This is a genomic window from Streptomyces sp. ST2-7A (assembly GCF_021390475.1).
Lineage (GTDB): Bacteria > Actinomycetota > Actinomycetes > Streptomycetales > Streptomycetaceae > Streptomyces.
In genome coordinates, this window is sequence record NZ_JAJUWS010000017.1 from 1 (window position 1) to 24,193 (window position 24,193).

The 24,193-nt window shown below is 73.8% G+C and carries 16 protein-coding genes and 1 pseudogene; 7 read left to right on the top strand and 10 right to left on the bottom strand.

What is annotated here, in order from left to right:
* Positions 1–149 precede the first annotated feature (149 nt).
* Complete coding sequence (locus LZF96_RS12400) at positions 150–1,709, bottom strand: glycosyl hydrolase family 18 protein (RefSeq protein WP_233870506.1); 1,560 nt, start codon at positions 1,707–1,709, stop codon at positions 150–152.
* Between the two features lie 402 nt (positions 1,710–2,111).
* Between LZF96_RS12400 and LZF96_RS12405 the strand changes: the two genes are divergently transcribed.
* Entirely contained in the window at positions 2,112–2,906 is a 795-nt protein-coding gene (locus LZF96_RS12405; RefSeq protein ID WP_233870311.1) for an E3 ubiquitin ligase family protein, read from the top strand.
* A gap of 328 nt (positions 2,907–3,234) precedes the next feature.
* Here the strand turns inward: LZF96_RS12405 and LZF96_RS12410 are convergent, their stop codons facing one another.
* Complete coding sequence (locus LZF96_RS12410; protein ID WP_233870314.1) at positions 3,235–3,807, bottom strand: cob(I)yrinic acid a,c-diamide adenosyltransferase; 573 nt, start codon at positions 3,805–3,807, stop codon at positions 3,235–3,237.
* A 151-nt stretch (positions 3,808–3,958) separates the two neighbouring features.
* Here LZF96_RS12410 and LZF96_RS12415 point away from each other — a divergent pair, with 151 nt between their 5' ends.
* The 3 genes from LZF96_RS12415 to LZF96_RS12425 all read left to right on the top strand — a co-directional run bounded on the left by LZF96_RS12415 (position 3,959) and on the right by LZF96_RS12425 (position 9,029).
* Positions 3,959–4,819 carry a 3-hydroxyacyl-CoA dehydrogenase family protein gene (locus LZF96_RS12415; RefSeq protein ID WP_233870317.1) on the top strand — a complete coding sequence of 287 codons (861 nt, stop codon included), beginning with the start codon at positions 3,959–3,961 and terminating at the stop codon, positions 4,817–4,819.
* 678 nt (positions 4,820–5,497) lie between these two features.
* Positions 5,498–5,791, top strand: coding sequence for an STAS domain-containing protein (locus LZF96_RS12420; RefSeq protein ID WP_233870320.1), 294 nt, complete (start codon positions 5,498–5,500; stop codon positions 5,789–5,791).
* A gap of 562 nt (positions 5,792–6,353) precedes the next feature.
* A complete protein-coding gene (locus tag LZF96_RS12425; protein WP_233870323.1) occupies positions 6,354–9,029 on the top strand; it encodes an ATP-binding protein in 2,676 nt (891 codons plus the stop codon).
* Positions 9,030–9,308: 279 nt separating this feature from the next.
* On the opposite strand, the gene LZF96_RS12430 is transcribed toward LZF96_RS12425, so the two are convergent.
* Positions 9,309–10,631 (bottom strand): FAD-dependent monooxygenase, encoded by a 1,323-nt coding sequence (locus LZF96_RS12430; RefSeq protein WP_233870326.1) that lies wholly within the window; start codon positions 10,629–10,631, stop codon positions 9,309–9,311.
* A 214-nt stretch (positions 10,632–10,845) separates the two neighbouring features.
* Here LZF96_RS12430 and LZF96_RS12435 point away from each other — a divergent pair, with 214 nt between their 5' ends.
* Positions 10,846–11,094, top strand: a complete 249-nt coding sequence (locus LZF96_RS12435; RefSeq protein WP_233870330.1) for a hypothetical protein — start codon at positions 10,846–10,848, stop codon at positions 11,092–11,094.
* 207 nt (positions 11,095–11,301) lie between these two features.
* Here LZF96_RS12435 and nucS read toward each other — a convergent pair whose 3' ends face one another.
* The gene (gene nucS / locus LZF96_RS12440) at positions 11,302–11,985 is read right to left on the bottom strand and encodes an endonuclease NucS (protein WP_233870333.1); all 684 of its coding nucleotides are present in this window, start codon (positions 11,983–11,985) and stop codon (positions 11,302–11,304) included.
* A gap of 393 nt (positions 11,986–12,378) precedes the next feature.
* Between nucS and LZF96_RS12445 the strand changes: the two genes are divergently transcribed.
* The gene (locus LZF96_RS12445) at positions 12,379–12,771 is read left to right on the top strand and encodes an SCO5389 family protein (RefSeq protein WP_233870335.1); all 393 of its coding nucleotides are present in this window, start codon (positions 12,379–12,381) and stop codon (positions 12,769–12,771) included.
* A gap of 229 nt (positions 12,772–13,000) precedes the next feature.
* On the opposite strand, the pseudogene LZF96_RS12450 reads toward LZF96_RS12445, so the two are convergent.
* The 6 genes and pseudogenes from LZF96_RS12450 to mce form a co-directional block, all read right to left on the bottom strand.
* Positions 13,001–14,032: pseudogene (locus LZF96_RS12450) on the bottom strand (LLM class flavin-dependent oxidoreductase); the annotation flags it as partial.
* A 508-nt stretch (positions 14,033–14,540) separates the two neighbouring features.
* Positions 14,541–15,536 carry an ABC transporter permease subunit gene (locus LZF96_RS27030; RefSeq protein WP_308294192.1) on the bottom strand — a complete coding sequence of 332 codons (996 nt, stop codon included), beginning with the start codon at positions 15,534–15,536 and terminating at the stop codon, positions 14,541–14,543.
* On the bottom strand, positions 15,533–16,519 hold the full coding sequence (locus LZF96_RS12465) for an ATP-binding cassette domain-containing protein (protein WP_233870341.1): 987 nt from the start codon (positions 16,517–16,519) through the stop codon (positions 15,533–15,535). The genes LZF96_RS27030 and LZF96_RS12465 overlap by 4 nt, the downstream gene beginning before the upstream one ends.
* A gap of 339 nt (positions 16,520–16,858) precedes the next feature.
* A complete protein-coding gene (locus LZF96_RS12470) occupies positions 16,859–17,806 on the bottom strand; it encodes a cellulose-binding protein (RefSeq protein WP_233870344.1) in 948 nt (315 codons plus the stop codon).
* Positions 17,807–18,857: 1,051 nt separating this feature from the next.
* Entirely contained in the window at positions 18,858–22,130 is a 3,273-nt protein-coding gene (locus LZF96_RS12475) for a hypothetical protein (RefSeq protein WP_308294193.1), read from the bottom strand.
* Between the two features lie 220 nt (positions 22,131–22,350).
* Entirely contained in the window at positions 22,351–22,803 is a 453-nt protein-coding gene (mce, locus tag LZF96_RS12480) for a methylmalonyl-CoA epimerase (RefSeq protein WP_233870347.1), read from the bottom strand.
* A gap of 135 nt (positions 22,804–22,938) precedes the next feature.
* On the opposite strand from mce, the gene LZF96_RS12485 reads away from it, so the two are divergent.
* Positions 22,939–24,120 (top strand): acetyl-CoA C-acetyltransferase, encoded by a 1,182-nt coding sequence (locus LZF96_RS12485; RefSeq protein ID WP_233870350.1) that lies wholly within the window; start codon positions 22,939–22,941, stop codon positions 24,118–24,120.
* Positions 24,121–24,193 lie beyond the last annotated feature (73 nt).

A 24,193-nucleotide genomic window follows, 5' to 3' on the forward strand; every position in this document is an offset into this window, starting at 1 on the left:
GCTCCGCCGGGTCGGGGTCGGTGCCGTCCCCGGCGCGGTGTCCGCCGTGCTGCTCGTCGGGCCCGTCGTGCTCGTGGTGCGAGTCGTCCATGCACGCCAGCATCCCCCGCCTCCGGGGGACGGGCACGGGGTGCGGAGAGGGGACGCGGTTACCGCAGGCCCTCGTGGATGGCGGTGATCAACTCACCGTCGGAGGTGTCGCCGGTCAGCTCCCAGAAGAAGGCGCCGCCCAGGCCCTGCTCCTTGGCGTAGTTCATCTTCCCGGCGATGGTCTGCGGGGTGTCGTAGCTCCACCAGTCGTCGCCGCAGTGCGCGAAGGCGGTGCCGGCGAAGATCCCGGTGGCCGGGCAGGTCTCCTTGAGGACCTTGTAGTCCTCGATGCCCTGCTCGTAGCTGCCGGCGGCCGGACCGGTGGCCGTGCCGCCCGGGTCGGTCTGTGTGACGCCGGTCCAGCCGCGACCGTAGAAACCGATGCCCAGCAGCAGCTTCTCCGCCGGTACGCCCTGCGCCTTCAACTTGGCGATCGCCTGCTCGGTGGTGAACCCGTCCTGCGGGATGCCGTCCCACGGGCTGAGCGCGGAGTGCGGGGCGGTCGGGCCCTGCGCCGCCCAGGCACCGAAGAAGTCGTAGGTCATGACCGCGATGTAGTCCGCGTGCTCGGCGCCGTAGCCGTAGTCGGAGGCGTCGATCTTGCCGCCGTCGGAGGCGTCGGCGGTGATGGCGGCGGTGACCAGCTGGTCGCCGAACTCGGCGCGGAAGGCCCGCATCATGTCGCCGAAGGCGCGCGGCCCGCTGTCGTCGCAGGTCTCACCACAGGCGTTGGGGTACTCCCAGTCCAGGTCGATGCCGTCGAAGACGCCTTCCCAGCGCGGGTCGTTGACCAGGTCGTGGCAGGACTTGGCGAACCGCTCGGGGTTCTGCATCGCCTCGCCGAAGCCGCCGGACCAGGTCCAACCGCCGAAGGACCACAGCACCTTGATGTGCGGGTGGGCCTCCTTGAGCTGCAGCAGCTGGTTGAAGTTGCCGCGCAGGTCCTGGTCCCAGGTGTCCGCCTCGCCGCTCACGCTCTCGGCGGCGGTGTAGGCGCGCTCGATGGCGGCGTAGGAGTCGCCCATCACGCACTCGCCGTTGGTCACGTTGCCGAACGAGTAGTTGATGTGGGTGAGCTTCTCCGCCGAGCCGGAGGTGACGATGTCCTTGACGTGGTAGTCGCGGCCGTAGGTGCCCCACTCGGTGAAGTAGCCGAGGTTGACGTGTTCGCCGGGACCGGTCGGGTTCGGGTCGGGATCCGTCGGGTCGGGGTCGGTCGGGTCGGGGTCGGTCGGGTCGGGGTCGGTCGGGTCCGGGTCCCCGGGGTCGGGGGTGCCGCCGGAGCCGTCGCCGTCGCAGGGGTTGCCGTTGATCAGGCAGTTGATCGGCTCGCCGGCCCCCGTGCCGCCCAGGCCGACGGTGGTGGTGGCGCCGACGGCCAGAGCGCCGTTCCAGTCCTCGTTGGTGACGGTGTAGATGTTGCCCTCACGGGTCATCACCCCGTTCCACAGCGAGGTCACCTCGGTGCCCTCGGGGAACTCCCATTCCAGGGTCCATCCGTCCACGGCGGCGTCGCCGCCGTTCCCGATGGTCCATTGGCCGTTGAAGCCCCCGTCCCACACGGAGGGCTTGGAGAAGCTCGCCGAGACGCCGTCCGTGACGTCGGCGCCGGCGGACATCACCGCGACGCCGCTCAGCGGGACGGCCAGGGCGGCCGCGACGGCCACCAGTCTCTTCTTGCGGCTCCGGGCTCGAGTTCCTGTGCTCACGCTGCTCCTTGGGGCGCTTCCGGCGTACGGGGGCCGGAGGCGAGAGGGGTCGTGTGGGGGTCACCGCGCCGCCCGGCGTCGGCTGCGGGAGCCGAACCGCCGCGGTGGAACAGGACGGTAGAGAGGTCTGGACCACTGGGCAAGGGACTGAACCATCACTTCGGGTGTGGTTAAGGCCCCCTTAAGGAACCCACCCCCGGGACGGGCCCGGTCGGGGACCGATAGAGTGCCGCCGGCTCCCGCGGGAGCCGCACACCACGGGAAGCGCCACGGGGGAAGGCCCGGGGGAAACAGGGGAAGGGGGGCATCTCCATGGTGATGATCTGGATCGGTGTCACAGGTCTGGTCCTGGCCGGAATCTGCCTACTGGTGGCTCGATCGGCCGCCAAGCGGGTGCGCGGTATCGCCGGCACGGAGACCAGCACGATCGCCGAACTCGACGAACTGCACCGCGCCGCCGAGGAGGCGGCCGGTGCCGGCCACTTCCGCTACCGCTGCGAGATCGTCGCCGACACCGTCGCGCCGGCAGCGGGACCGCTGATCTCCGAACTGGGGAAGCGCGAGTGCGTCTGGCACAAGCACCGCGTGACCCACAAGTACTGGGAGACGCGCACCGACAACGAGGGCAACCGGCGCCGCGAGGAGAAGACCCGGGTCGTCTCACAGCACGTCAGCGAGGAGGACCTGCTGGTGCGGGACGCCACCGGGGACATCCTCGTGCGACCGGGGAAGAAGGAGATCGACCAGCCGGAGAAGACCCTCGACCGCTTCGAGCGTGACACCGGTGGCGGCTCAGGGGGGCTCTCCTTCGGTGGGTTCACCCTCAACCTGCCCTCCGGCGGCGGCAGCATCGGCTTCCAGCAGGAGGAGTGGACGGTCGCGCCCGGCCGCCGGCTGTACGTGCTGGGGGAGGCATCCGACGACCACGGCCGACTGATGATCGGACCGCCCTTCGACGGCGGCCTGTTCATCGTCTCCACCCGCAGCGAGGAGGAACTGTTGGGCTCCGCCCGGGGGCGGGAACGCGGCTTCGGGATCGCCGGCAGGGCGCTCGGCGTCATCGGCGCGCTGCTGCTCCTCGCGGGGGCGGTCTCCGCCCTGCTCTGAGCGATGGCGCCCGGTACGGAGCGGCGCGGACGCGTCACGAGGGACGACCGTGGCCGCGCACGATCCCGGCGGTGGTCCTCGCGGTGGTCGTGCCGGAGCTCCTGGTGCGGGTCGCTCCGGCCGCCGATCCCGGCGGGGCGTCGAGACGTTGCGCGGGTGGCGGGCCCGGGCCCTGATGGTGGGCGCGGCCCACGGTCTCATCGCGGCGGGTTGCGCGGTGTGGCCCAAGAGCCCGCCCCGGCCTCGGGACGGGCACCGACGGCGGGGGAGCGGCGGAACGCGCCGGGTGATCGCCCGTCCCGCGTCCCCGCCCCGGGAGGCGGGCGGCTCAGCGTTCGCCGCCGGGCACCCACAACACGTCGCCGACCTCCTTGTTCGCCACCCGGGCCAGGATGAACAGCAGGTCGGAGAGGCGGTTGAGGTAGGTGGCGGTGAGCGGGTTCATCGTCTCCCCGTGCTCCTCCATCGCCGCCCAGGTGGAGCGCTCGGCCCGCCGCACCACCGTGCACGCCTGGTGCAGCAGGGCGGCGCCGGGAGTGCCGCCCGGCAGGATGAAGCTCCGCAGCTTCTCCAACTCCTCCAGGAACCGGTCGCAGTCGGCCTCCAGCCGATCCACGTAGACCTGCTCCACGCGCAGCGGCGGGTACTTCGGGTCCTCCACCACCGGGGTGGAGAGGTCGGCGCCGACGTCGAAGAGGTCGTTCTGGACGCGGATCAGGACCTTGCGGACGTCCTCGGACAGCTCGCCCAGGGCCAAGGCGGTGCCGATCACGGCGTTCGCCTCGTTGGCGTCCGCGTAGGCGGCGATCCGGGAGTCGGTCTTGGCGGTGCGGCTCATATCGCCCAGGGCGGTGGTTCCCTGATCCCCGGTGCGGGTGTAGATGCGGGTGAGGTTGACCATGCGGTGAGCCTACGGCCCGGGCGACCGGCCCGTCCGAAGGTGTGATGTCCGCCATGTGAGACGTGACGCGTGTCTCCATCGCTCCCCAAAGGCCGTTCGCGGCACTACATTCCTGCCGGGGACCACTCAGCGTGCATCGGAGGAAACAGACGTGGCAGGAAAGCTCGCCGTCATCGGGGCCGGTCTCATGGGGTCCGGCATCGCCCAGGTCTCCGCGCAGGCGGGCTGGGAGGTGGTCCTGCGCGACATCACCGACGAGGCGCTGACCCGGGGTCGGGACGGCATCGAGCGCTCGCTGGGGAAGTTCGTCGCCAAGGAGCGGATCACCGCCGCCGACGCGGAGGCCGCGCTGGGCCGCATCACCACCACGACCGAACTCGAGGCCGCCGCCGACGCCGACATCGTGGTGGAGGCGGTCTTCGAGCGGATCGACGTCAAGCGGGAGATCTTCCGTGCCCTGGACGGGATCGTGAAGGACGACGCGGTCCTCGCCACCAACACCTCCGCCATCCCGATCACCAAGATCGCCTCCGTGACGGAGCGTCCCGAGCGGGTGGTGGGCACGCACTTCTTCTCCCCGGTGCCGATGATGCGGCTGTGCGAGTTGGTGCGCGGCCTGAAGACCACCGACGAGACCCTCGCCCGGGCCCGGGCGTTCGCGGAGTCCACCGGCAAGACCTGTGTGGTGGTCAACCGGGACGTGGCGGGCTTCGTGACGACCCGGCTGATCTCCGCCCTGGTGGTGGAGGCCGCCCGGCTGCGCGAGTCGGGGGTGGCCAGCGCCGAGGACATCGACACCGCCTGCCGGCTGGGCTTCGGCCACGCCATGGGACCGTTGGAGACCGCCGACCTCACCGGTGTGGACATCCTGCTGCACGCCGCCGAGAACATCTGGACGGAGTGCCGGGAGGACAAGTTCGCCCCGCCGGAGCTGATGCGCCGGATGGTGGACGCCGGTGACCTGGGCCGCAAGAGCGGTGTGGGCTTCCACGACCACCGCGCCGGGGACTGACCCTCCCGGTTCGGGAGCGACCGACCGGCGAGCCCCGCAGTGTCGTACCGGTTCCCCGGCGCCCGCCGCCGTTCTTCGTGGCATCCCGTCATCCTCCGTTGTCCCGCGCCGTGTTCCGGCTCGTCGACCGGGTCGTGACACCGCTCCCCGGAGTGGAACCGGTCGGGGACCCGGCCCGTCGCATCCTCCGGGGGGCCCGGTAATCTGTGGCCCCCGCCGCCCCGGTTCGGCGGTGTCCGGCACGAGGTGCCGGTGCATTCGGGCCGTGCCGGTTCCCCCACGCTCCTCACCGTTCCTTCCCGGGCATCGGCTTCGTGCCGCCGCATCGCACTCGTTCGGGTGAATCCAGTGCGGTTCCGGTCCGGGGCCGGGCATCGATGGGGAGGAGGTGGGGCACCCCCGGATCGGACCGGGTCCGCGGGGTCGGCGCACCGGCCGGGACTCCGGGGCGCCTCCCGGATCGGGATCGCCCCGCGCGGGTCGATCCCGTACCTCCCCGCACCACGTCACACCCCGCACCACCCCACCGCGCGGGACCGCCCCGGTCCGTGCGGTCCCGCAGCACACCGCACGCCCGGCGGCCGCCGCGCCGACCCCGGCCCACCCGTCCCGACGGGTGCCCGGCCGGACGGACACCGCCGGGGCACAACGACCGACCACGGATCTCGGGAGCGGAACATGCACATCACGGGCGACCACGCGGAGTTGGTCGTCGGGGGCCGCCTGGACGTGCGCAGCGCCGCCGACGCCCGCAGCGCCCTGCACCGGGCGGTCGACCAGGGACAGGGGGACCTGATCCTGGACCTCCGGACGCTGGACTCCTGGGACGCCACGGGGCTGGGGGTCATCATGGGCGTGCACCGCCGCGCCGGTCGCCGGGGGCGGCGGTTGGTGCTGCGGGACGTGCCGCCGCAGATGCACCGGGTCCTGGTCGCCACCCGGCTGCACCGCATCCTCACCTTCGCGAACTGACGCCGGGGTGACGGGTCGGTGGGACGGTCGTCCCGCGCCGGCTTCACGGCGGTTTCCCGGAACCTTCCCGGAACCTTCCCGGAACCTTCCCGGAACCCGACCCCCCGGGCGACTCATCGGCGAATCATCGATGAACGCCGTGGCCCGGCCGCGGACCGTCCGCGCGCTCCCGTGGTCGGTCGGATGCCCGCCGGGCGATCGGGGTCGGGCGCCGTGTGTGGCTTTCGTGACGGGTGTGGGCCGAACGCGGGACGCCATCCACGAGCCGCGCACTCATTGAAACGGGCATGGTGGATCATCCGGGATGAAATGCCGGGCTTTCGATGCCCCACGGGCGGACGTCACGGCTGCTTACCAAGCCGTGACATCGACCCCGGTGCCCCGGTGCGGCGCGAAATGATACGACAGTAACGTTGGGGTAGTCGGTAAGCGTTCGACGCCGTTCGGAGCCGGTCGACCGCACCTGGTGCCGGTCCCGGCGCCTTCCACCCCCGACGCCATCCGATGTCGAAGTCGCCATACCGCCCGGGCGCGAGCCCCGCACCGCTTCCGAGGGAATGCCATGGACCCCAACCACCCCGCACCGCGCGACGAGGAACCGCGGGAGACGACCGGCGGTCCCGAGCGCGTCACCGAGATCGTCGCCGGTGACTTCCTCGTCACCGTCAACCCCGTGGACGGCAGCCACATCCAGTCCTGCCCGCCGGGACGTCGCCCGATCTCCCCCCGGCGTCCCCCGGCCGCCGCCCCCGACGCCCCCGACGCGGTCGAACTCCTCGAACGCGACGAGGAGCGGGCCCACCTGACCCGCCTCCTCTCCCGCGGGCGTTCCGCGCGCCTCGTCGGCCCCGTCGGCTCCGGCCGCACCGCGCTGCTCGAAGCCGTGGCCCGGGAGTGCGCCGGTCTCGCCCCCGACGGCGTGGTCCGCCTCACCGGCCGCGGCCGTTCCGCAGCCGACCTGCGCCACGAGCTGTACGCCGCCGTCCACGCCGCGCCCCATCACCGCCCCGGTGCCACCGAGTTGCGCGCCGCCCTGCGGGGGATCGGCGCCGTCGTGGTCGTGGACGACCTGGAGTTCGGCGGCTCCGCCCTGGACGACCTGCTCGCCTCCACGCCCGAGTGCGCCTTCCTGCTCGCGGCCGATCCCGACGTGCCCGCAGCCGGCGACGACTCCCGGCTCGAGGAACTCCACCTCACCGGCCTCGCCCGTGCCGCCGCCGTCGACCTCGTCGAGCGTGTCGCCGGACGGCCCCTGACCGGCCCCGAGCGCGAGGGCGCGGCGCGGCAGCACTCCGCCGGCGACGGCCTGCCGTTGCGCCTGACTCAGTACGGCTCCCTGCTGCGCGAGCGCGACACCGACCCGGAGCAGGCCGGGAACGGGAGCGACCCGGCGGCCGACACCGGCGCCCCGCCCGCCGCCGAACTCGCCGGCCGCCTCCCCGAGGGGGCCCGGGAAATCCTCAGGCTGGGCCTGGCCCTGGGCGGCGCGCTCCCCGGACTCGCCCAGATCCCCGCCCTCACCGGCGACCACGACGCCTCCGCCCACCTCGACCTCCTCGGTCGCAGCGGCCTGGTCACCGGCAGCGGGGACCACCGCCGGCTGGCCGCCGGGGTGGTCGCCGACCTGGCGGGCACCGAACTCGCCGGAGGCGGCGCCGCCCGCGTCGACATCGCCATCGGGCACTACCAGTGGTGGCTGGAGGAGGGTCGGGCCGAACCCGCCCGGGCCGTCGCCGAACTCGACGCCCTGCTCGCCGTCATCCGCGCCGGCCAGCGCGTCGGCCTGCACGAGGCCGTCGCCGAACTCACCCGGGTCGCCGCCCCGCGAGCCGCCGTCTCACTGCGCTGGAGCCTGTGGGAGCGGATGCTGCGCAGCGGCCAGGAGAGCGCCCGCGAGGCCGGACTGGTCAGCCGCCAGGCCTATTTCCACCACGAGTTGGGCGTCCTGTCGATCTGCAACGGCCGACTCGACCGGGCCCGTGCCGAACTGGAGGCGTCGATCGCCCTGCGGGCGGTCCTGGCCGACTCCAGTGGGGCACACGCCGGGCGCCGCGCCCTCGCGCTGGTCGAGGACCTCGGAACGCCCCCGTCGCCGCCGCTGCGGCTGGAGAAGCCGGCCGCCGCCGGTACCGCCGTGCTCACCGGCGGCCCGGTCGCGTCGACACCGCCCGCCGGCACGCAGATCGCCCCCACCGCGCCGCTCGGCACGCCCGCCGTTCCCGCCACGGGGCCGGTGCCGGCGCTTCCGCCGGCCGTGGCCGCCACCGGACCGGTGCCCGCTCCGGGGACCGAGGCCCCCACCAAGGTGCTGCCGCCCGTCGCGGCGAGTGGCAGCGGGGCCCCGACCGGCCCGCGGCCCACCGTCGGTCACGCGGCCGGGGCGGCCGTGCCGGCGGCCCTCGCCGGCGACGGTGCCGAGGGCTTCGCCGGACCCGGTGGGGACCGGCCGCACGGAGGACCGGGCGGTTCCGGCGCTTCCGGGACGCACGGTGCCCGGCGCGGTGGTCGGTTCGCCGGCATCAGGGACACCGCCGTCGCCGGCACCCGCCGGAACATGGCGGGCGCCGGAGCCGGTGCCCTGCTGGTCGCCGTGCTCGGCACCGTCGTGGGCCTCGGCCTGACCTCCGGTGAGGGCGAGAACCCGGCGGAGACCGGTCGCCCCGACACCACGGCCCCCGACATCGGGTACACCGACGGCGGCACCGGTGCCGCCGCCGAGCCCACCGAGGAGACCGAGGAGGAGGACACCGAAGGGGCGGTCGAGGAACCGGCCGAGGTGGTCCGGCCGGCGAACTCCGAGCCGGAGCCCGAGCCGTCGCCCTCCCCGGACCTCCCGGAGGATCCCACGGGGACCCCGGAGCCCCCCTCGACACCTGGTGGGACACCTCCCGGATCGAACTCCCAAAACCCTTCCCCCAGTTCCCCGGAGACCACCCCGGTGGAGACCGGCACCTCCGGAGGTGGACCCAGCGGGAGTGGGGGTAATGGCACGGGGTCGGTCGGTAATGGTGGCACCACCGACGGTGGTACCGACGGATCCACCTCCGATGGGTCTTCCTCGGAGGGCGGCGGGGAAAACGGCGGCCCCGGCGACGAAACCGGTGGTGGGGACAACAACGGAGGGGCCTCCGAGGGGGTCACCGGTGGGGATGAGGGCAGTTCGGCGGCGCCCTCACCGACGGGCGCGCCCGACCCGTCGCCCACCGGCGGCAACTCCGCCGCGCCGGTCATCACCTGACCGACCCGTCCGTCCAGCGGTCGGAACGGCGTCGGCGGCCGGTAGGCCCGGGGCTCGTCCCCGGCCCGGGCCTCCCCCCCGTTCGCCGTCCCGGGGGCGAACCCGCCCGCCCGCCGGTCGGTCTCCGCCGAGTCGGCGATCGGGATGGGCGGACCCGTCCGGGCACCGGGGCCGGGGCGCCCCCGGACTCTCCCGGGCCGTCCCGGTGCCGCCTCACCCGCCTCGGTATCACCCGGCGGTCCGGGAGGAATCCCGTCGGCGTCCCGACCCGTTGCCCGCTCAGCCCGCTCCGGTCGTCCCGCCGGCTCCGCCCGCTCCGGTCGTCCCGTCGGTGCCCGTACCGGTTCCGGTGGTTCCGGCCCCGGTGGCTTTGTCGGTCTCCGCCCCGGCGTCAGCCGCCCCGGCGGGGGCCGGGGGCGGTGGGGTCCAGTCGAGGACCGGGGCCAGGGCGCGCAGCGCCATCGCCGGCGGGGTCAGCCGCAGCACGGTGTCGCGCAGCGGCGCGGCGAGGGGCAGGTGCCATTGGGCCACCGCGCCCGCCCGGCGGGACAGGGCGACCACCCGCCGGGCACGCGGTCGCCGCTCGGCGTCGTACGCCGCCGTCGCCTCCTCCGGGTCGGGGCGGGTGTCCAGCAGGGCGGCCAGGGTGACCGCGTCCTCCAGCGCCTGGTTGGCCCCCTGACCGAGGTTGGGCGTCATGGCGTGGGCCGCGTCGCCGAGCAGGACGACCCGGCCGCGCGCGTAGCGGGGGAGTGCCGGCAGGTCGTGGATGTCGTGCCGCAGGATCGTCTCCTCGCGCGCGGCGGCGAGCAGGCGCGGCACGGGGTCGTGCCATCCGCCGAACCGGCGGAGCAGTTCGGCGCGTTCGCCGTCCGGGGCCCGGGCCCCCTCGGGCACCCGGGCCGTCGCGAAGGCGTAGATCCGCCCGTCCCGCAGCGGCACGACGCCGAACCGTTCCCCCCGGCCGATCGTCTCCCCGGCCGCGCCCGTGTCCACCGGCTCGTCCACCACCATCCGCCAGGCGGTGTACCCGGCGTACCGGGGGCCGCGCGCGGTCGGCCACAGCGCGCCCCGCACGGTGCTGCGCACCCCGTCGGCCCCGACCACCACGTCGGCGCTCTCCTCCCCGGCGTCCGTGATCACCACCGGGCGTCCCCGGCCGTCGAGGCGCACCCCGGTGACGGTGACGCCCGTCCGCACGGTGTCGGCCGGCAGGGCCGCCCGCAGGATCCCCGTCAGTTCGGCGCGGTGCACGGCGACCATCGGGCCCCGGTCACGGACCAGGTCCCCGATGTCGGTGCGGGAGAGGAACCGTCCCGAGGGGGTACGTATCCCGCCGGTGCCGCCGGGCAGGGACCGGTCCAGCACGGCCGGTCCCTGCCCGATGGCCTCCAGGGCACGCACACCGTTGGGCCACAGGGTCAGGCCGGAGCCGGCTCCCGGCCCCCCGGCGCTCCGTTCCAGCACCTTCACCGGTATTCCCCGGGCGCGCAGCGCGACTGCCGTCGCCAGGCCGCCGACGCCCCCGCCGACGACCAGTACCCGGGGGCGGCCTCCCGTGCCCCGGGCCGTCGCCGCTCCCGCCGTTCGTGCGCGGTCCATCCCGATCGCTCCTCCCCGTCGTCCCCGTGACCCGTCCCGGCTCGCCGGGGCGCGGTCGTTCCCGGGGGTCGGTCGTCGATCCTTCCGCACGTCCACCGGTCGCCGGCGGTCGGCCCCGGGGAGGAGCGTCGCTTCCGGGGGGATTGGGGGTATTCGCGGTGGGCAGGTGCGGAGGGGGGAGAGACCCCCGTCATGCGATCCGAGGAGGCCGAGGATGACCCCACACAACGGTGCCGTCTCGACACCGCAGACAGCGTCGGAGCGGGCCGGCGGGGACCGGGGACCCTCCGCGGCGGGACTCGCGGTGGCGCTGCCGGTCGTCGCCCTCACGATGACGCAGGTACGCGTGGGCGGACTGCTGCGGATGATGCCCGCCGCCCTGGCCGCCTGGCGCGCGGTGAAGCGTTACCGCTCCCGTCGTCAGGGGTCCCGTCAGCAGGGCTCCCGGCATCGGGGACGGTAGCCCCGCCGATCGACCGACCCCGGGAGGGTTCTTCGGTGCCCGCCCGCGGGGGCGGGCACCGAAGAACCCTCCCGTTCGGCGTGGACGCCGGGCGTGCCCGCTCCCGGGGGAGGGACGGGGCAGTGCGTCGGGGGCCGGCGTGAGCGGGCCCCGGGAACCGGCGGGGCGCCCCGCCGTCCGTCGCGCCCGGGGCACGGGCCCCGGGGTTCAGAAGAGGCGGAGTTTGTCGTCCTCGATGCCGCGCAGGGCGTTGTAGTCGAGCACCACGCAGCGGATGCCCCGGTCGCCGGCGAGCACCCGGGCCTGCGGCTTGATCTCCTGTGCGGCGAAGACGCCCCGTACCGGTGCGAGCAGGGGGTCGCGGTTGAGCAGTTCCAGGTAGCGGGTGAGTTGTTCCACGCCGTCGATCTCGCCGCGCCGCTTGATCTCCACGGCGACCGTCGCGCCCTCGGCGTCGCGGCCCAGGATGTCCACCGGTCCGATGGCGGTGGGGTACTCGCGGCGCACCAGGCTCCACCCCTCACCCAGGGTCTCCATCCGGTCGGCGAGGAGTTCCTGCAGGTGGGCCTCGACGCCGTCCTTGATCAGGCCGGGATCCACCCCCAGTTCGTGGGAGGAGTCGTGGAGGACCTCGGTCATGGTGATCAACAGTTTCTCGCCGCTCTTGTTGATTACCGTCCACACCTGTTCGTCACCGTTCTCGCCGGTGCCCTCGTCGATGGCCAGGGTGCACGGGGGCGACATCCAGTTGAGCGGCTTGTAGGCGCGGTCGTCGGCGTGGATCGAGACGGATCCGTCCGCCTTGACGAGGATCAGCCGGGGCGCGAGGGGCAGATGGGCCGTCAGCCGGCCGGCGTAGTCGACGGAGCAGCGGGCGATCACGAGGCGCATGGTCGGTCACGCTACCGGCCCGGGGCGTCCGGGGCGAAGTCGCCCCGGGAAGGGGGCGATCGTTCCGTCGGAGGCGTGGTGGGGGGAGCGCCGAGGGCGTCGGGCGGGCGGTGACCGTTATGTCGTTCATGCGATATGACAGGAGATCGGATGAGAACAGATGGTTCCGTTCGTGGCCAGTTATGTGCTCATTCCACTGACATCGCCGGTCAGGGAGCCGTACGGTGTCCCCGGGGGTGTCGCCGTCCGAATTCATGTGATCACCGATGATCACCAAGGGGTGGTGCGGGGTGCCCGCATCCCGTGCCACCCGATTCGCCGGTGATCCGGAGGACCGACGCTCCCGGCCCGTCCGTCAGGCCCCCGCCCCGGGGGTCGCGAGAGGAGAACCCCATGTCGCTCGACGTCTCACCGGCGCTCCTGGAGCAGGCCGAGCGAGGCGAGGTCGACGAAGCCGCCTTCGTCGACTGCGTCCGCACCTCCCTCCCGTACGCCTGGGAGATGATCGGCAACCTGGTCGCCCGTCTGCAGGTGGACGGTGGCGAATTCGCCGACAACACCACCCCGCCCCCCACCGAGCAGGCCCGTGGTCAACTGCTGCGGGCGCTGGCCAGTGACGCCATTCGGGGCAGCCTGGAGCGTCACTTCGGTGTTCGCCTGGCCTTCCAGAACTGCCACCGGGTGGCGGTCTTCCCGCTGGACCCGGCGGTGGACGACCGGCTTGGTCGCTTCCGTTCCGTCCGGGGTCAACTGCTCAACCAGTCACCGGAGTTGCGGGACTGCTGAGCCGTTCCCCGGTTTCCCCGCCGAGTCCCCTTCCGGACGATTTGATCCACCCGGACGTTTCCGCTCGTCCCCTCCCCCGCCCCATCGGAGCCCCGGCCCCCGCCACCGGGAAGTCCGGGGGGCGGGGGCCGGTGACCGCCGGAACGGCCGGCGGCCGGGGCTCCGGGGGCCTCACGGACGACGGAACCGAGGGGGGTGGGGGCGCCGCGGGGCCGGGAACGGTGTCCGGCAGCAGCGGCACCACCTCCCTCCCCAGCCGCCACAGGGTCTCCTCGGTGAGCTCCGCGTCCCCCGATCCCTCCGCCAGCAGGGCGAACCGGGTGATCCCGGTGGTCTCGGCGGTGGCGGCGAGCCGATCCGCGCACAATCGAGCGGTGCCCACCGGGTGCAACTCGCACAGGAGTTCGGTGTATGCCAGGGGGTCGCGCATGGGGCGTTTCCGGCCGTCCACGGTGCGGTGCGCGGCCAACCCCTGCCGCAGCATGCCCGGCAGCGCGCGGCGCAGGGTCTCCACCGCCTCGGTGTGGCTGTCGCCGATCTGCGCCACTCCCACCGAGACGTGGCGGTCGCAGGCCACGGTCTCCGCGTCGTGACCGGCGTCGCGCGCGGTCTCCCGCCACAGTCGGACCATCGCGGCCTTCTCCTCGTCGCCCGCGTGCATCCCCAGCAGCATCGGCAGGCCGCGCTCGGCCGCCAGCCGAACCGTCCCCGGCGAGGTGCAGGCGACGATCACCGGCGGCCCGGCGGTGGAGCGTTCCGGGCCGGTGGGCACGGTGGGATCGGGGACCACCGGCACCGGACGGAAGCGGTGCTGCTCCCCGTCGGCCCCCACCTTCCCGCCGCGCAGCCACCGCAGCAGCACGTCCAGGGATTCCGGGAAACCCTTCTCGAAGGCGGACAGCCCGGTGCCGAACACCTCCAGGTCGACCCAGGGCCCACCGCGTCCCACGCCGAGGGTGAAGCGTCCCCCCGAGACCAGGTGCAGTAGCGCGGCCTGTTCGCCGAGCGCCACCGGGTGAACGGTGGAGAGCACACTGATCGCGGTGCCCAGGCCGATCCGACGGGTGCGGCCGAGCAGGTGCGCGGCCAGGGTCGTCGCCGAGGGGCAGGTCCCGTAGGGGACGAAGTGGTGTTCGGCCAGCCACGCCTCGGACAGGCCCGCCTCCTCCGCGGCCACCACGGCCCGGACGGCCCGCTCCAGCGCTTCCCGGTCGCTCTGCCCCGGGAATCTGCCGGCCAACACGAATGTCCCCACACGCATGCTTTCACTCCTTCGTGATGCGCCGTGTGCATCACATATCTCCATGGCATCAACGCCCGACACGTGCCAAGGGCACGGTAGGACACGAATTTTTTCCGATGATCATGGCTTTCGGGCGGATTTCGTGGTGAAAGGGGAATGGGGTACGGGAGAGGCGCGTTTTCGGTGCGTTCCGGGGCTTCCGCGCCCGGAGGGCGCGTCGTGGCACCGGGGCGCACATCGACGCGGCGGCCGATGGCGACTCCGCGCCTCCGTCGGAATGCGTAGGCTGGTGGCGCCCATCGGGGCACTCCCCGCACCGGGGCGTCCCCCGCACCGGGGGGAGTGCCCGGGCGGGATGGGCGGCGAGACCGGCGAGCGAACCAACGGAACCGGAGGTGCCAGGTGTCCCCCCGGCGCAACCACCGGCGCGACCGATCCCCCGGACCCCGGACCTCCGGGGAGGGCGGCATGCGCGGTATGGAGACCACCGAGGAGTGGCGTGGCGAGGAGTGGGTGGTGCGGCGCGTCAGCGGTGCCGCCGCCGCGAAGCACTACCGCTGTCCCGGCTGCGACCAGGAGATCGCGCCGGGCGTCCCCCACGTGGTGGCCTGGCAGCGGTTCGGCGCGTTGGAGGACCGCCGGCACTGGCACGGCGGGTGCTGGGGCGCCCGGGACCGACGGGCCCCCGTCGTTCGGCGCTCCCGCAACGCACCCCGGTACTGACCGAGCGGGCCAGTCGCAGCCGGGCGAGGACCAGCGCGACGGCCGCCAGGCAGCCCATGAAGAGAAGGTGGTGCTCCGCGCCGCCGTGCATGTGGGTGTGCGAGATCCGCAGCAGCACGGCGGGCACCGAGTACTCGACGATCAGGATCGACACCTCCGTCATCGCGTCCGACAGGCCGAGGAACGGTGCCGCCAGGGTCGGCACCAGAACCAGCGCGATCATCAGCGTCACCGTTCCCGCCGAGCCGCGCAGCAGGCAGCCGAGAGCCAGGGCGACCAGCGCCAGCAGGGTGATGTAGCCGGCGGTGCCCACCACCGCCCACCACCGGGCCCCGGCCGGCACCGGGTCGGCGTTCGAGCCCTGGTCCCACAGAGTGAAGGCCAACGCCGCCCCCACCGCCACCGCGACCACGGGGAACACCAGCCCGGCGGTGACCACCACCTTCGCGAACAGGATCTCCCCGCGCCGGGGTCGGGCGATCAGGGTCGATCGGATGGTGCCGTGGGTGTACTCGGAGGTGATCACCAGGGTGCCGAAGACGATCGCCCCGATCTGACCGACCAGGATGCCGACGTAGCCGGGCAGGGTGGGCGGCACGGAGGCGCTCGAGCCGGGCACGGCGATCAACATCGCGATACCGACGGTCAACAGCAGGACGGCACCCAGCGTCCACCTGGTCGAGGAGACCGAGCGCACCCGCACCCACTCGGAGGCGATCGCGCTGCCGGGCCCCACCGGACGGATCGGCAGCGGCGAGACGTAGGGCGCCGGACCGGGGGCGCGGGTGGGCGTGCTCATCGGAGGGCTTCCTTCCCGGTCTTCCCGGTCTTCCCGGCGCCGACGGGTGCGGCGCCGGCCCCGGCGGGGGAACGGTACTCGACCGCGTCCTCGGTCAGCGACAGGTACGCCTCCTCCAGGGAGGCGGTGTGCGGGGAGAGCTCCCACAGCCGGATGTCGGCCCCGTGGGCCAGATCCGCCACCCGGGACAGCGGCAGCCCGGTCACCCGCAGCGCGCCGTCCGACTCGGCCTCCACCCCGCCGCCGGCTCCCACCAGCACGCGTGTCAGCCGCCCGGACAGGTCCGCCGGGTCCGGGGGCACCTGCACCCGGGCGAAGCCCTCGGCGTGCCGGGTGACGAAGTCCCGCGCCGGCAGATCGGCCAACAGTTCGCCGCGACCGATCACCAGCAGGTGATCGGCGGTCAGGGCCATCTCGCTCATCAGGTGACTGGAGACCAGCACCGCGCGGCCCTCACCGGCCAACCGGCGCATCAGCCCCCGCACCCAGTGGATGCCCTCCGGGTCCAGGCCGTTGATCGGCTCGTCGAACAGCAGGTTCGGTGGGTCACCGAGCAGCGCCGCCGCGATGCCCAACCGCTGCCCCATCCCCAGCGAGAACCCACCGGTCTCCCGGTCGGCGAGGGCGAACAGGCCGACGGTGTCCAGCACCTCGTCCACCCGCCCGGCGGGCAGGGCGGCCAGTCGGGCCAGGGTCAGCAGATGGTCGCGGGCGGTCCGACCCGGGTGCCGGGCCCCGGCGTCCAGCAGCGCGCCGACGGAGCGGGCGGCGTTGGGCAGCCGGTGCGCGGGCAGGCCGTCCACCGTGGCGGTCCCGGCGCTCGGGTGGTCCAGGCCGAGGATCATTCGCATCGTGGTGGATTTTCCGGCGCCGTTGGGGCCGAGGAAGCCGGTGACCCGGCCGGTCTCAACCCGGAAGGAGAGATCGTGCACGGCCGTCACCGGGCCGTATCGCTTGGTCAACCCTCTGACCTCGACTGTCACATGGTCTCCTCGGCCGGCGGTCCGTGCCCCGCGGCGCGGGGCGATCCGTGGCCCCGGCGCTCCACGTCCCGGTCGGGACGACGCGTGGTGGGGAGGAGCGGGGGCGGGCGGGAGACGGAGGGACGGGGAACGGCCGGTCCATCTCCCCGGTGGCGCCAGGTGATTGTGACAGGCGTTCGGGTCGGCTGTCCCCGGCCCCGGGGTGCCCGGGCGGCCCCGGCGATCCGGAACGGTGGATCGTCGGGACGGCCGGAAAGGGAGAAGCGCCCCGCGCGGGACGCGGGGCGCTTCCACCGGGGTGATCCGACCCGCCCCGGTGGGGGCGGTGGTCGGATTGGTTCAGCGGGACTGCTGGGCGGGGACGCCCTTGCTCAGACCCTCGTTGTCGTCGTCGGTGTCGCCGAGCGTGGCGGCGGCCACCTGGGCGCCGGTCAGAGTGGCCAGCATCTCGCGGACGTTGGTCAGCTGGGCGTTGATGCTGTCGCGGCGGTTGGTCAGCGCCGCCAGCTCCCGCTCGGACTCGCTGCGGACGCGGTCGGCCTTGGCGTTGGCGTCGGCGACGATGTCCTCGGCCTGGCGCTGGGCGGTCTCCACCGTCTGGCGGGCACGGCGCTCGGCGTCGGTGCGCAGCTTCTCCGCCTCCAGGCGCAGCTGCTCGGCGCGGTGCTCGATCTCCGCGAGCCGCTTCTCGGCCTTGGCCTGACGGGCGGCCAGGTCCCGCTCGGACTGCTCCCGGCGCTTGGCGAGGTTGGTCTCGAAGTCGGCGGCGGCCTGGGCGGCCTTGGCGCGGGTGTCCTCGAAGAGGGCGTCCGCCTCCTCCCGCTTGGACTGGGCGGCCTTCTCGGCCTCGGCGCGGGTCGAGGCGGCGTCGTTCTTGGCCTTCTCGACGATGCGGGTGCCCTCGTCCTCGGCCTTGGCCTTGCGGTCCGCGGCGAAGGTCTCGGCGTTGTTGCGCGCCTGCTGAGCCTGCTTCTCGGCCTCGCCCAGCCGCTCCTCGGCCGCGCGACGGGCCTCCTCGCGCAGGTCCTTGGCCTCTTCCTCGGCGAGGCGGAGGATCTTCTCCACACGGGCGCCGAGCCCCGCGTAGGAGGGCTCCGAGTCGGAGATCTGGGCCTGGGCGTTCTGCGTCTCGAGGTGCAACTCCTCGATGCGCTTCTCCAGGGAAGTGATGCGGGCCAGTGCGCTGTCCCGGTCGGCGACCAGCTTGGCGATCCGGTCGTCCACCTGACCCTTGTCGTAGCCACGCCGCACGAGATCGAAGCCGAAGGGGGAGGAAGTCTCGCTCATGGGGTTCCTGTCGAATCAGACGGGTGAGTCGTACGGGGTACCTGTCGGGGTGCGTCCGGCCGGAACACACCCGGAAATGCCCTCGCCCGAATCCTAGGGGGCAAACCGGCGTGTCTTCGAGCGGATCCCCCGGTTCTCCGCGCGAGAATGACCGGTCCGGCACGCCTGTCGCGTCATCCGCCGGCCCGATGATGCCGACCGCCCGTGATCGAACGATCACCCCCTTCGGGCTCTTGACCTGCGGCGACGCTTGGTACGGCGGAGATCGCCCGGGGGTCGTCGGGCGACGCGGGATCGTCGTGACGCCCCCGATGGGGGGTGCGGGCGATTTTCGCCGGTTTCCGTGGTCGTTTTCCGGAATCGCTCGTCGGTCCGATGGGGCGTGGTCCCCGACCCTCGACGCATATCGGATTCCGGTGGTCATCACCGGCTTTCCGGGCGTCGCGAGTCCCTCGGGAGCCGCCGCGGGATCGGGTCCGAATCGCCGCCCAACCGCAGTCGGATCGGAATGCAACCCCCGGGCACTCTCAAGCGTCTGTGACCGGCCCCGGGCGGCTGTGACCGTTTCGGGGTCCGACGCGATCGGGGGATGAACGGGGGCGATCGGTCCGTCCGCCGGGGCCTTCCGCGGACACCGTCGGCCCCACCGGCGTGCCGGCCGCCGTCCCCGAGCCTCCGGGACCGGGGACGCACCCCGCCGTACCGTCCCGCTCATCGAGCCACCGGGGCCCCACGACCGTACCCCGGTCGCCGACCTCACCGCCGCCCCGGCGGATCCGTCCTGTCGGCCACATCGTGTTCGGCTCGGTTCCACCGGGTGTTGTTCCGGCGGCCACGTCCCCCCGGGCGCCGCTTTGACGGGTGCCATCTCGTCGGAGTCCGTTCCACCGGGCACGCTTCGTCGGGCGCCGTTCCGCCGGGCCTGTCGCGTCGGCACGCCTCGCCGGGCGTTGTTCCGCCCGGGCCCGGCTCGTCGGGCGCCGTTCCGCCGGGTATCGAGCCGTCGGTACGGCACTCGGTGAACGCCCGACGGAACGCCCGACGAACGCAGTCACCCGCCGGAGCGCTTGCCCCCGCCGGCCCCGGCCTTCTTCGGGCCCTTCGTGCCGGGCGCCTCCAGCCCCAGTGCCTCCAGCACGTCCTGCACCCGGGCGATCTCCGCGTTGATGTCCTCCCGGCGCCGGTTGAGCTTCTCCAGCTCCCGCCGGCCCTCCTCGACCTTCTCCCGGGTCTCCCGCTCGGCCCGCTCCATGATCTCCTCGGCCCGCTTCAGCAGCTCCGCGCGCTTCGACTCGGCCTCCTTCAGCAGGGATTCGGCCTTCTTCACCGCCGCGATCCGCAGCGACCCCGCCTCGGAGGCGGCCTCCGAACGGATCCTCTCGGACTCCGTCCGCGCCTCCTCGCGCTGCTCCTCGGCGGCCCGCACCAGCCGGTCGACCCGCTCGCCGGCCGCCCGGGCCTGCTCCGCCGACTCCCGGCGGGCCCGCTCGTGCAACTCCTCCACCTCGGCCTCGGTGCGGGTCCGCAGCTCCTCGCCGCGCTCCCGTATGGCCGTCGCGTCCCGCCGTGCCTCCTCCAGCAGGGTGTCGGCGTCCCGACGAGCCCGCTCGACCAGCTCCGAGCCCTCCTCCCGGGCCCGGTCGACCAGCCGGGCCGCCTCCGCGCGGGCGGCGCCCACCATGGCGTCGGACTGCTCCTCGGCCGCGGCGGTGGCGCGCAGCGCCTCCTCCTGCGCCCCGTTCACCAGCTCGTCTGCCTGCTCGGCGGCCTCGGCGCGCCGTCGTGAGGCGTCCGCGCGGACGGTCTCCCGCACCTCCTCGGCCTCCGTGCGGGCCTTGCCCAGTGCCTCCTCGGCGGCCTCGCGGGTGCGCTGCGCCTCGGCGATCGCCTCGTTCATTGTCCGCTCGGCGAGGGCGGCCGCGGCTTCCTTCTCCTCGCTCGCCTGTCGCCGCATCCGCGCCACGTCCAGGTCGGCGTCGGCGCGCAGCGCCGCGACTTCCCGCTCGGTCTCCTCGCGCAGCCCGGCCACCGAGTCCCGGATCTCCTGCGCCCGCGTCTCCGCCGAGGACACCAGCGACTCCGCGCGCCGCTCGGCCTCCTCCACGGTCTCGCGCGCCGACGCCAGCAGTTCCTCGCTGCGTTGGTGGGTCTCGGCGCGCTCCCGGTGGGCGGCCTCGCGCGCCTCCTCCAGCAGCCGGTCGCCCTCGCGCCGCAGCCGTTCGGCCTCCTCGCGGGCGGCGGTCAGCGCCTCGTTCGCCTCCCCGGTGGTGCGCTCGGCGGCGGCGTCGGCGTCCGCCCGCACCCGGTCGGCGGCCTCGCGCGCCTCCGACCGCACCCGTTCCGCCTCGGCGGCGGCCTCGGCGCGCAGCCGCACGGCCTGCTCGTCCCCCTCGGCGCGCAGCCGGGCCGCGTCCCCGCTCGCCTCCTCGCGCAGCCGCTCGGCCTCGGTCTCGGCCTGCTGGACGAGGACGCGGTTGCGTTCGGCGGCCTCGGTGCGCAGCCGGTCCGCCTCGGCGGCGGCCTCGGCGCGCAGCCGCTCGGCCTCGACCCGGGCCTCGCCCAACGCCTCCTCGGCCGCGGTCACCCGCTCCTCGACCTCGGTGCGCAGCCGCTCCAACTCCTCGGTGACGCCCTCGCGTTCCGCCCGGACGGCCTCGCGGGCCTCCTCCCGGATCCGGGAGGCCTCCTCCTCGGCCTCCCGGCCGGCCTCCTCCAGCCGACGGTTGGCCTCCGAGGTCAACTCCTCGGCCTCGGCACGCGCCTTGCGCAGCGTCTCGTCGGCCTGGTTGCGCAGGTTCCTCGCGCGCTCGATCGCATCGGTGCGCACGCGCTCGCTGTCGGCGCTCGCCGCGCTCCGCGCGCTCTCCGCGTCCTCCTTGGCCTTGGCGAGCAACTCCTCCGCCCGCCCGGCGGCCTCTTCGATCTGCCGGGTGGCGTCCCGGCGGGCCTCGGCGCGGATCCGCTCGCCCTCGGAGACGGCCTCGGACCGCAACTGCCCGGCCTCGCCGCGCAGTCGGCGGGCCTCCTCCTGCAACTCGACCGTCTTGGCACGGTAGTCCTTGGTGTCCGCCTGCGCGGAGCCCCTCAACTGCTCGGCGACGTCGTGCGCCTCGGCCCGCAGGCGGTCCGCCTCGGCCTCCGCCTCGGCCCGCAGCCGCTCGGCCTCCTCGGACGCGGCCCGGGTGGTGTCGCGGGCCTCCTCGGCGGCCTTGTTGAGGACCTCCTCGGCCTTGCGCGCGGCCTCCGCGAGCTGGTTGGCCGACTCCTCGGAGGCATGGTTGCGCGCCTCCTCCCCGGCCTTGGAGAGCATCTCCTCGACCCTGGCGCGGGCGTCCTCGAGTGCCTGCTCGGCCTCGGCCCGGGCCCGCTCGGACTCGGTCGTCGCCTCGGAGACCAGCCGGGCGATCTCCGCCCTGGCGGTGGAGGACCGCTGCTGGTACTGGACCTCGGCGGCGTTCCGGCGCTTCTCCGCCTCCTCGGTCGCCTCCGTCAGGACCCGCTCGGCCTCCTCGCGCGCGGTCCGATGGGTCGTCTCGGCCTCGCCCAGCCGCTCCTCGGCCTCCCGCAGCGCCCCGGCCGCCAGCTGCCGGGCCTCCTCGGCCTCGGCCACCGCCTCGGCCCGCAGCCGTTCGGCGCGGGTGGTGGCCTCCTCGGCCTGCGCGCCCGCCGTGGAGAGCAGACGTTCGGCCTCGACCCTGGCCCGCCGCAGCAACTGCTCGGCCTCGTCCCGCGCGGCCCGGGCCTCGGCCGTCATCCGGTGACGGGTCTCCTCGGCGAGCCGCTGCGCCTCCGCCCGGGCCTGCCGGACGGTCTGCTCGGCCTCGGCGCGGGTCTCCTCCATCAGCCGGCGGGCCTGCGACTCGGTGCGGACCCGCAACTGCTCGGCCCAGGCCACGTTCTCGGTGACGTGGTTCTCCACGTTCGAGCGGCGCTCGGCCAGCTCGGCGTCCAGGCGCTGACGGCGGGCGACCGCCTCGGCGTGCAGCTCGGACTCCAGCCGGCCCCGGCGTTCGGCCTGCTCCTGGAGGATGCGCTGGGTGCGGTCGCGGGCCTCGCGCAGCTCGCGCTCGGCGTCCGCGCGCATCTGATCGGCCTGGTGCTGCGCGGTGCGCAGCATCTGCTCCACGTGGCCGGTGGGGTCGTAGACGGGGCGCAGCGACAGAGCGCGCCGCGCCTCGTGCAGCTTGGAGCGCAGGACCTCGATCTGGTAGCCCAGGTCGTCGGCGTGATCGACGGCCTTGTCGCGCTCCTTCTTCAGCCGCTTCATCTCGGCCTCGAACTGCGAGAGCGAGTCCTCAGCCTCGTTGCGGTCGTAGTCCCGCACGGCGCGGTCCCATCCGTCCCCTGATCGTCGTGGAGCCGGTCCGGTCACCACCGGACGCGGGGCGTCGTCGTGGAAGTCGGACCTTCGGCCGAACACGGGAGCCCGGAGTCACGACGTCGAACGACGCCCCGGGACGACGGAAGACGTCGCCCGGCGATCGGCGTTCGGATGTCGGCCCCGTGCCCCGGCTCCGCCACTCTACCGGCCGGCCCGCCCGGCGTCAGTGGCCTCCGGATTCGTCCGCCGGAGCGGAAGTGGCCGATGTGACAAGCTCGGTGAGGACCCCGTGGCAGTCCTTGGGGTGCAGGAAGGTGATGCGCGAGCCCATCGAGCCGCGCCGCGGCTCGTCGTAGAGCACTCGCACCCCGCGCCCGCCGATGATCCCGGCGGCGCCGTCCACGTCGTCGGTCCCGAAGGCGATGTGGTGCACCCCCTCGCCGTTCTTCGCCAGCCACTTCGCGACGGTGGAGTCCTCCCGGGTGGGCTCCAGCAGCTGGATCCAGGAGGACCCGCCGTCGTCGGTACCGTTGATCCTGAGCATGGCCTCCCGCACGCCCTGCTCCTCGTTGACCTCGGTGTGGAACACCTCGAAGCCGTAGGTGGCCCGGTAGAACTCCACCGTGGCGTCGAGATCCAGACAGGCGATGCCGATGTGATCGATACGCGTCAACATCTTCCCAGTTCACCCTCCGCGACCGGGGGAGCGCAACGTGCGCACCATCACATGGCGCGCCCGGTGCCCCGATGACATACCGCTCAGTACATTGGCGTGAACCCTCGTTCACTCCTCATCCGAAGGAGCCGCACCATGACCACCTCCGTGATCGTCGCGGGTGCCCGGACCCCCATGGGTCGTCTCATGGGATCCCTCAAGAGCTTCTCCGGCGCCGACCTGGGCGGCTTCGCCATCAAGGCCGCCCTCGAACGGGCCGGGATCACCGGCGACCAGGTGCAGTACGTGATCATGGGGCAGGTCCTCCAGGCGGGAGCGGGGCAGATCCCGGCCCGGCAGGCCGCCGTGAAGGCCGGCATCCCGATGAACGTCCCCGCCCTCACCGTCAACAAGGTGTGCCTCTCCGGACTCGACGCCATCGCCCTGGCCGACCAGCTCATCCGCGCCGGCGAGTTCGACGTGGTGGTCGCCGGCGGCCAGGAGTCCATGACCAACGCCCCGCACCTGCTCCCCGGCTCCCGGGCCGGTCACAAGTACGGCGCGATCCAGATGCTCGACGCCATGGCGCACGACGGGCTCACCGACGCCTTCGACAACGTCGCCATGGGCGAGTCCACCGAGAAGCACAACACCCGCCTGGGCCTCGGCCGCGAGGAGCAGGACGCCGTCGCCGCCCTCTCCCACCAGCGGGCCGCCGCCGCGCGGAAGAACGGCCTGTTCGAGGCCGAGATCACCCCGGTGGAGATCCCGCAGCGGCGCGGCGAGCCGGTGGTCTTCTCGGAGGACGAGGGCATCCGCGGGGACACCACCCCGGAATCCCTGGCCAAGCTGCGGCCCGCCTTCTCGAAGGACGGCACCATCACCGCCGGCTCCGCCTCCCAGATCTCCGACGGAGCCGCCGCCGTGGTCGTGATGTCGAAGGCGAGGGCCGAGGAGTTGGGCCTGGAGTGGCTGGCCGAGATCGGCGCCCACGGCAACGTCGCCGGCCCCGACAACTCCCTGCAGTCCCAGCCCTCCAACGCGATCGACCACGCGCTGGGCAAGGAGGGCCTGACCGTCGCCGATCTCGACCTGATCGAGATCAACGAGGCGTTCGCGGCCGTCGCCGTGCAGTCCATGAAGGACCTCGACGTCCCGCACGACAAGGTCAACGTCAACGGCGGCGCCATCGCGTTGGGCCACCCCATCGGCATGTCCGGCGCGAGGATCGTGCTGCACCTGGCGCTGGAGCTCAAGCGGCGCGGCGGCGGGGTCGGCGCGGCGGCGCTGTGCGGCGGCGGGGGACAGGGTGACGCCCTGATCATCCGGGTTCCCTGACCCCTTCGGACCACGGGGGTCGGCGCGCGGTCGCGCCGACCCCCGATGAACGCCGGTCGGTCCGGGGCGCAGC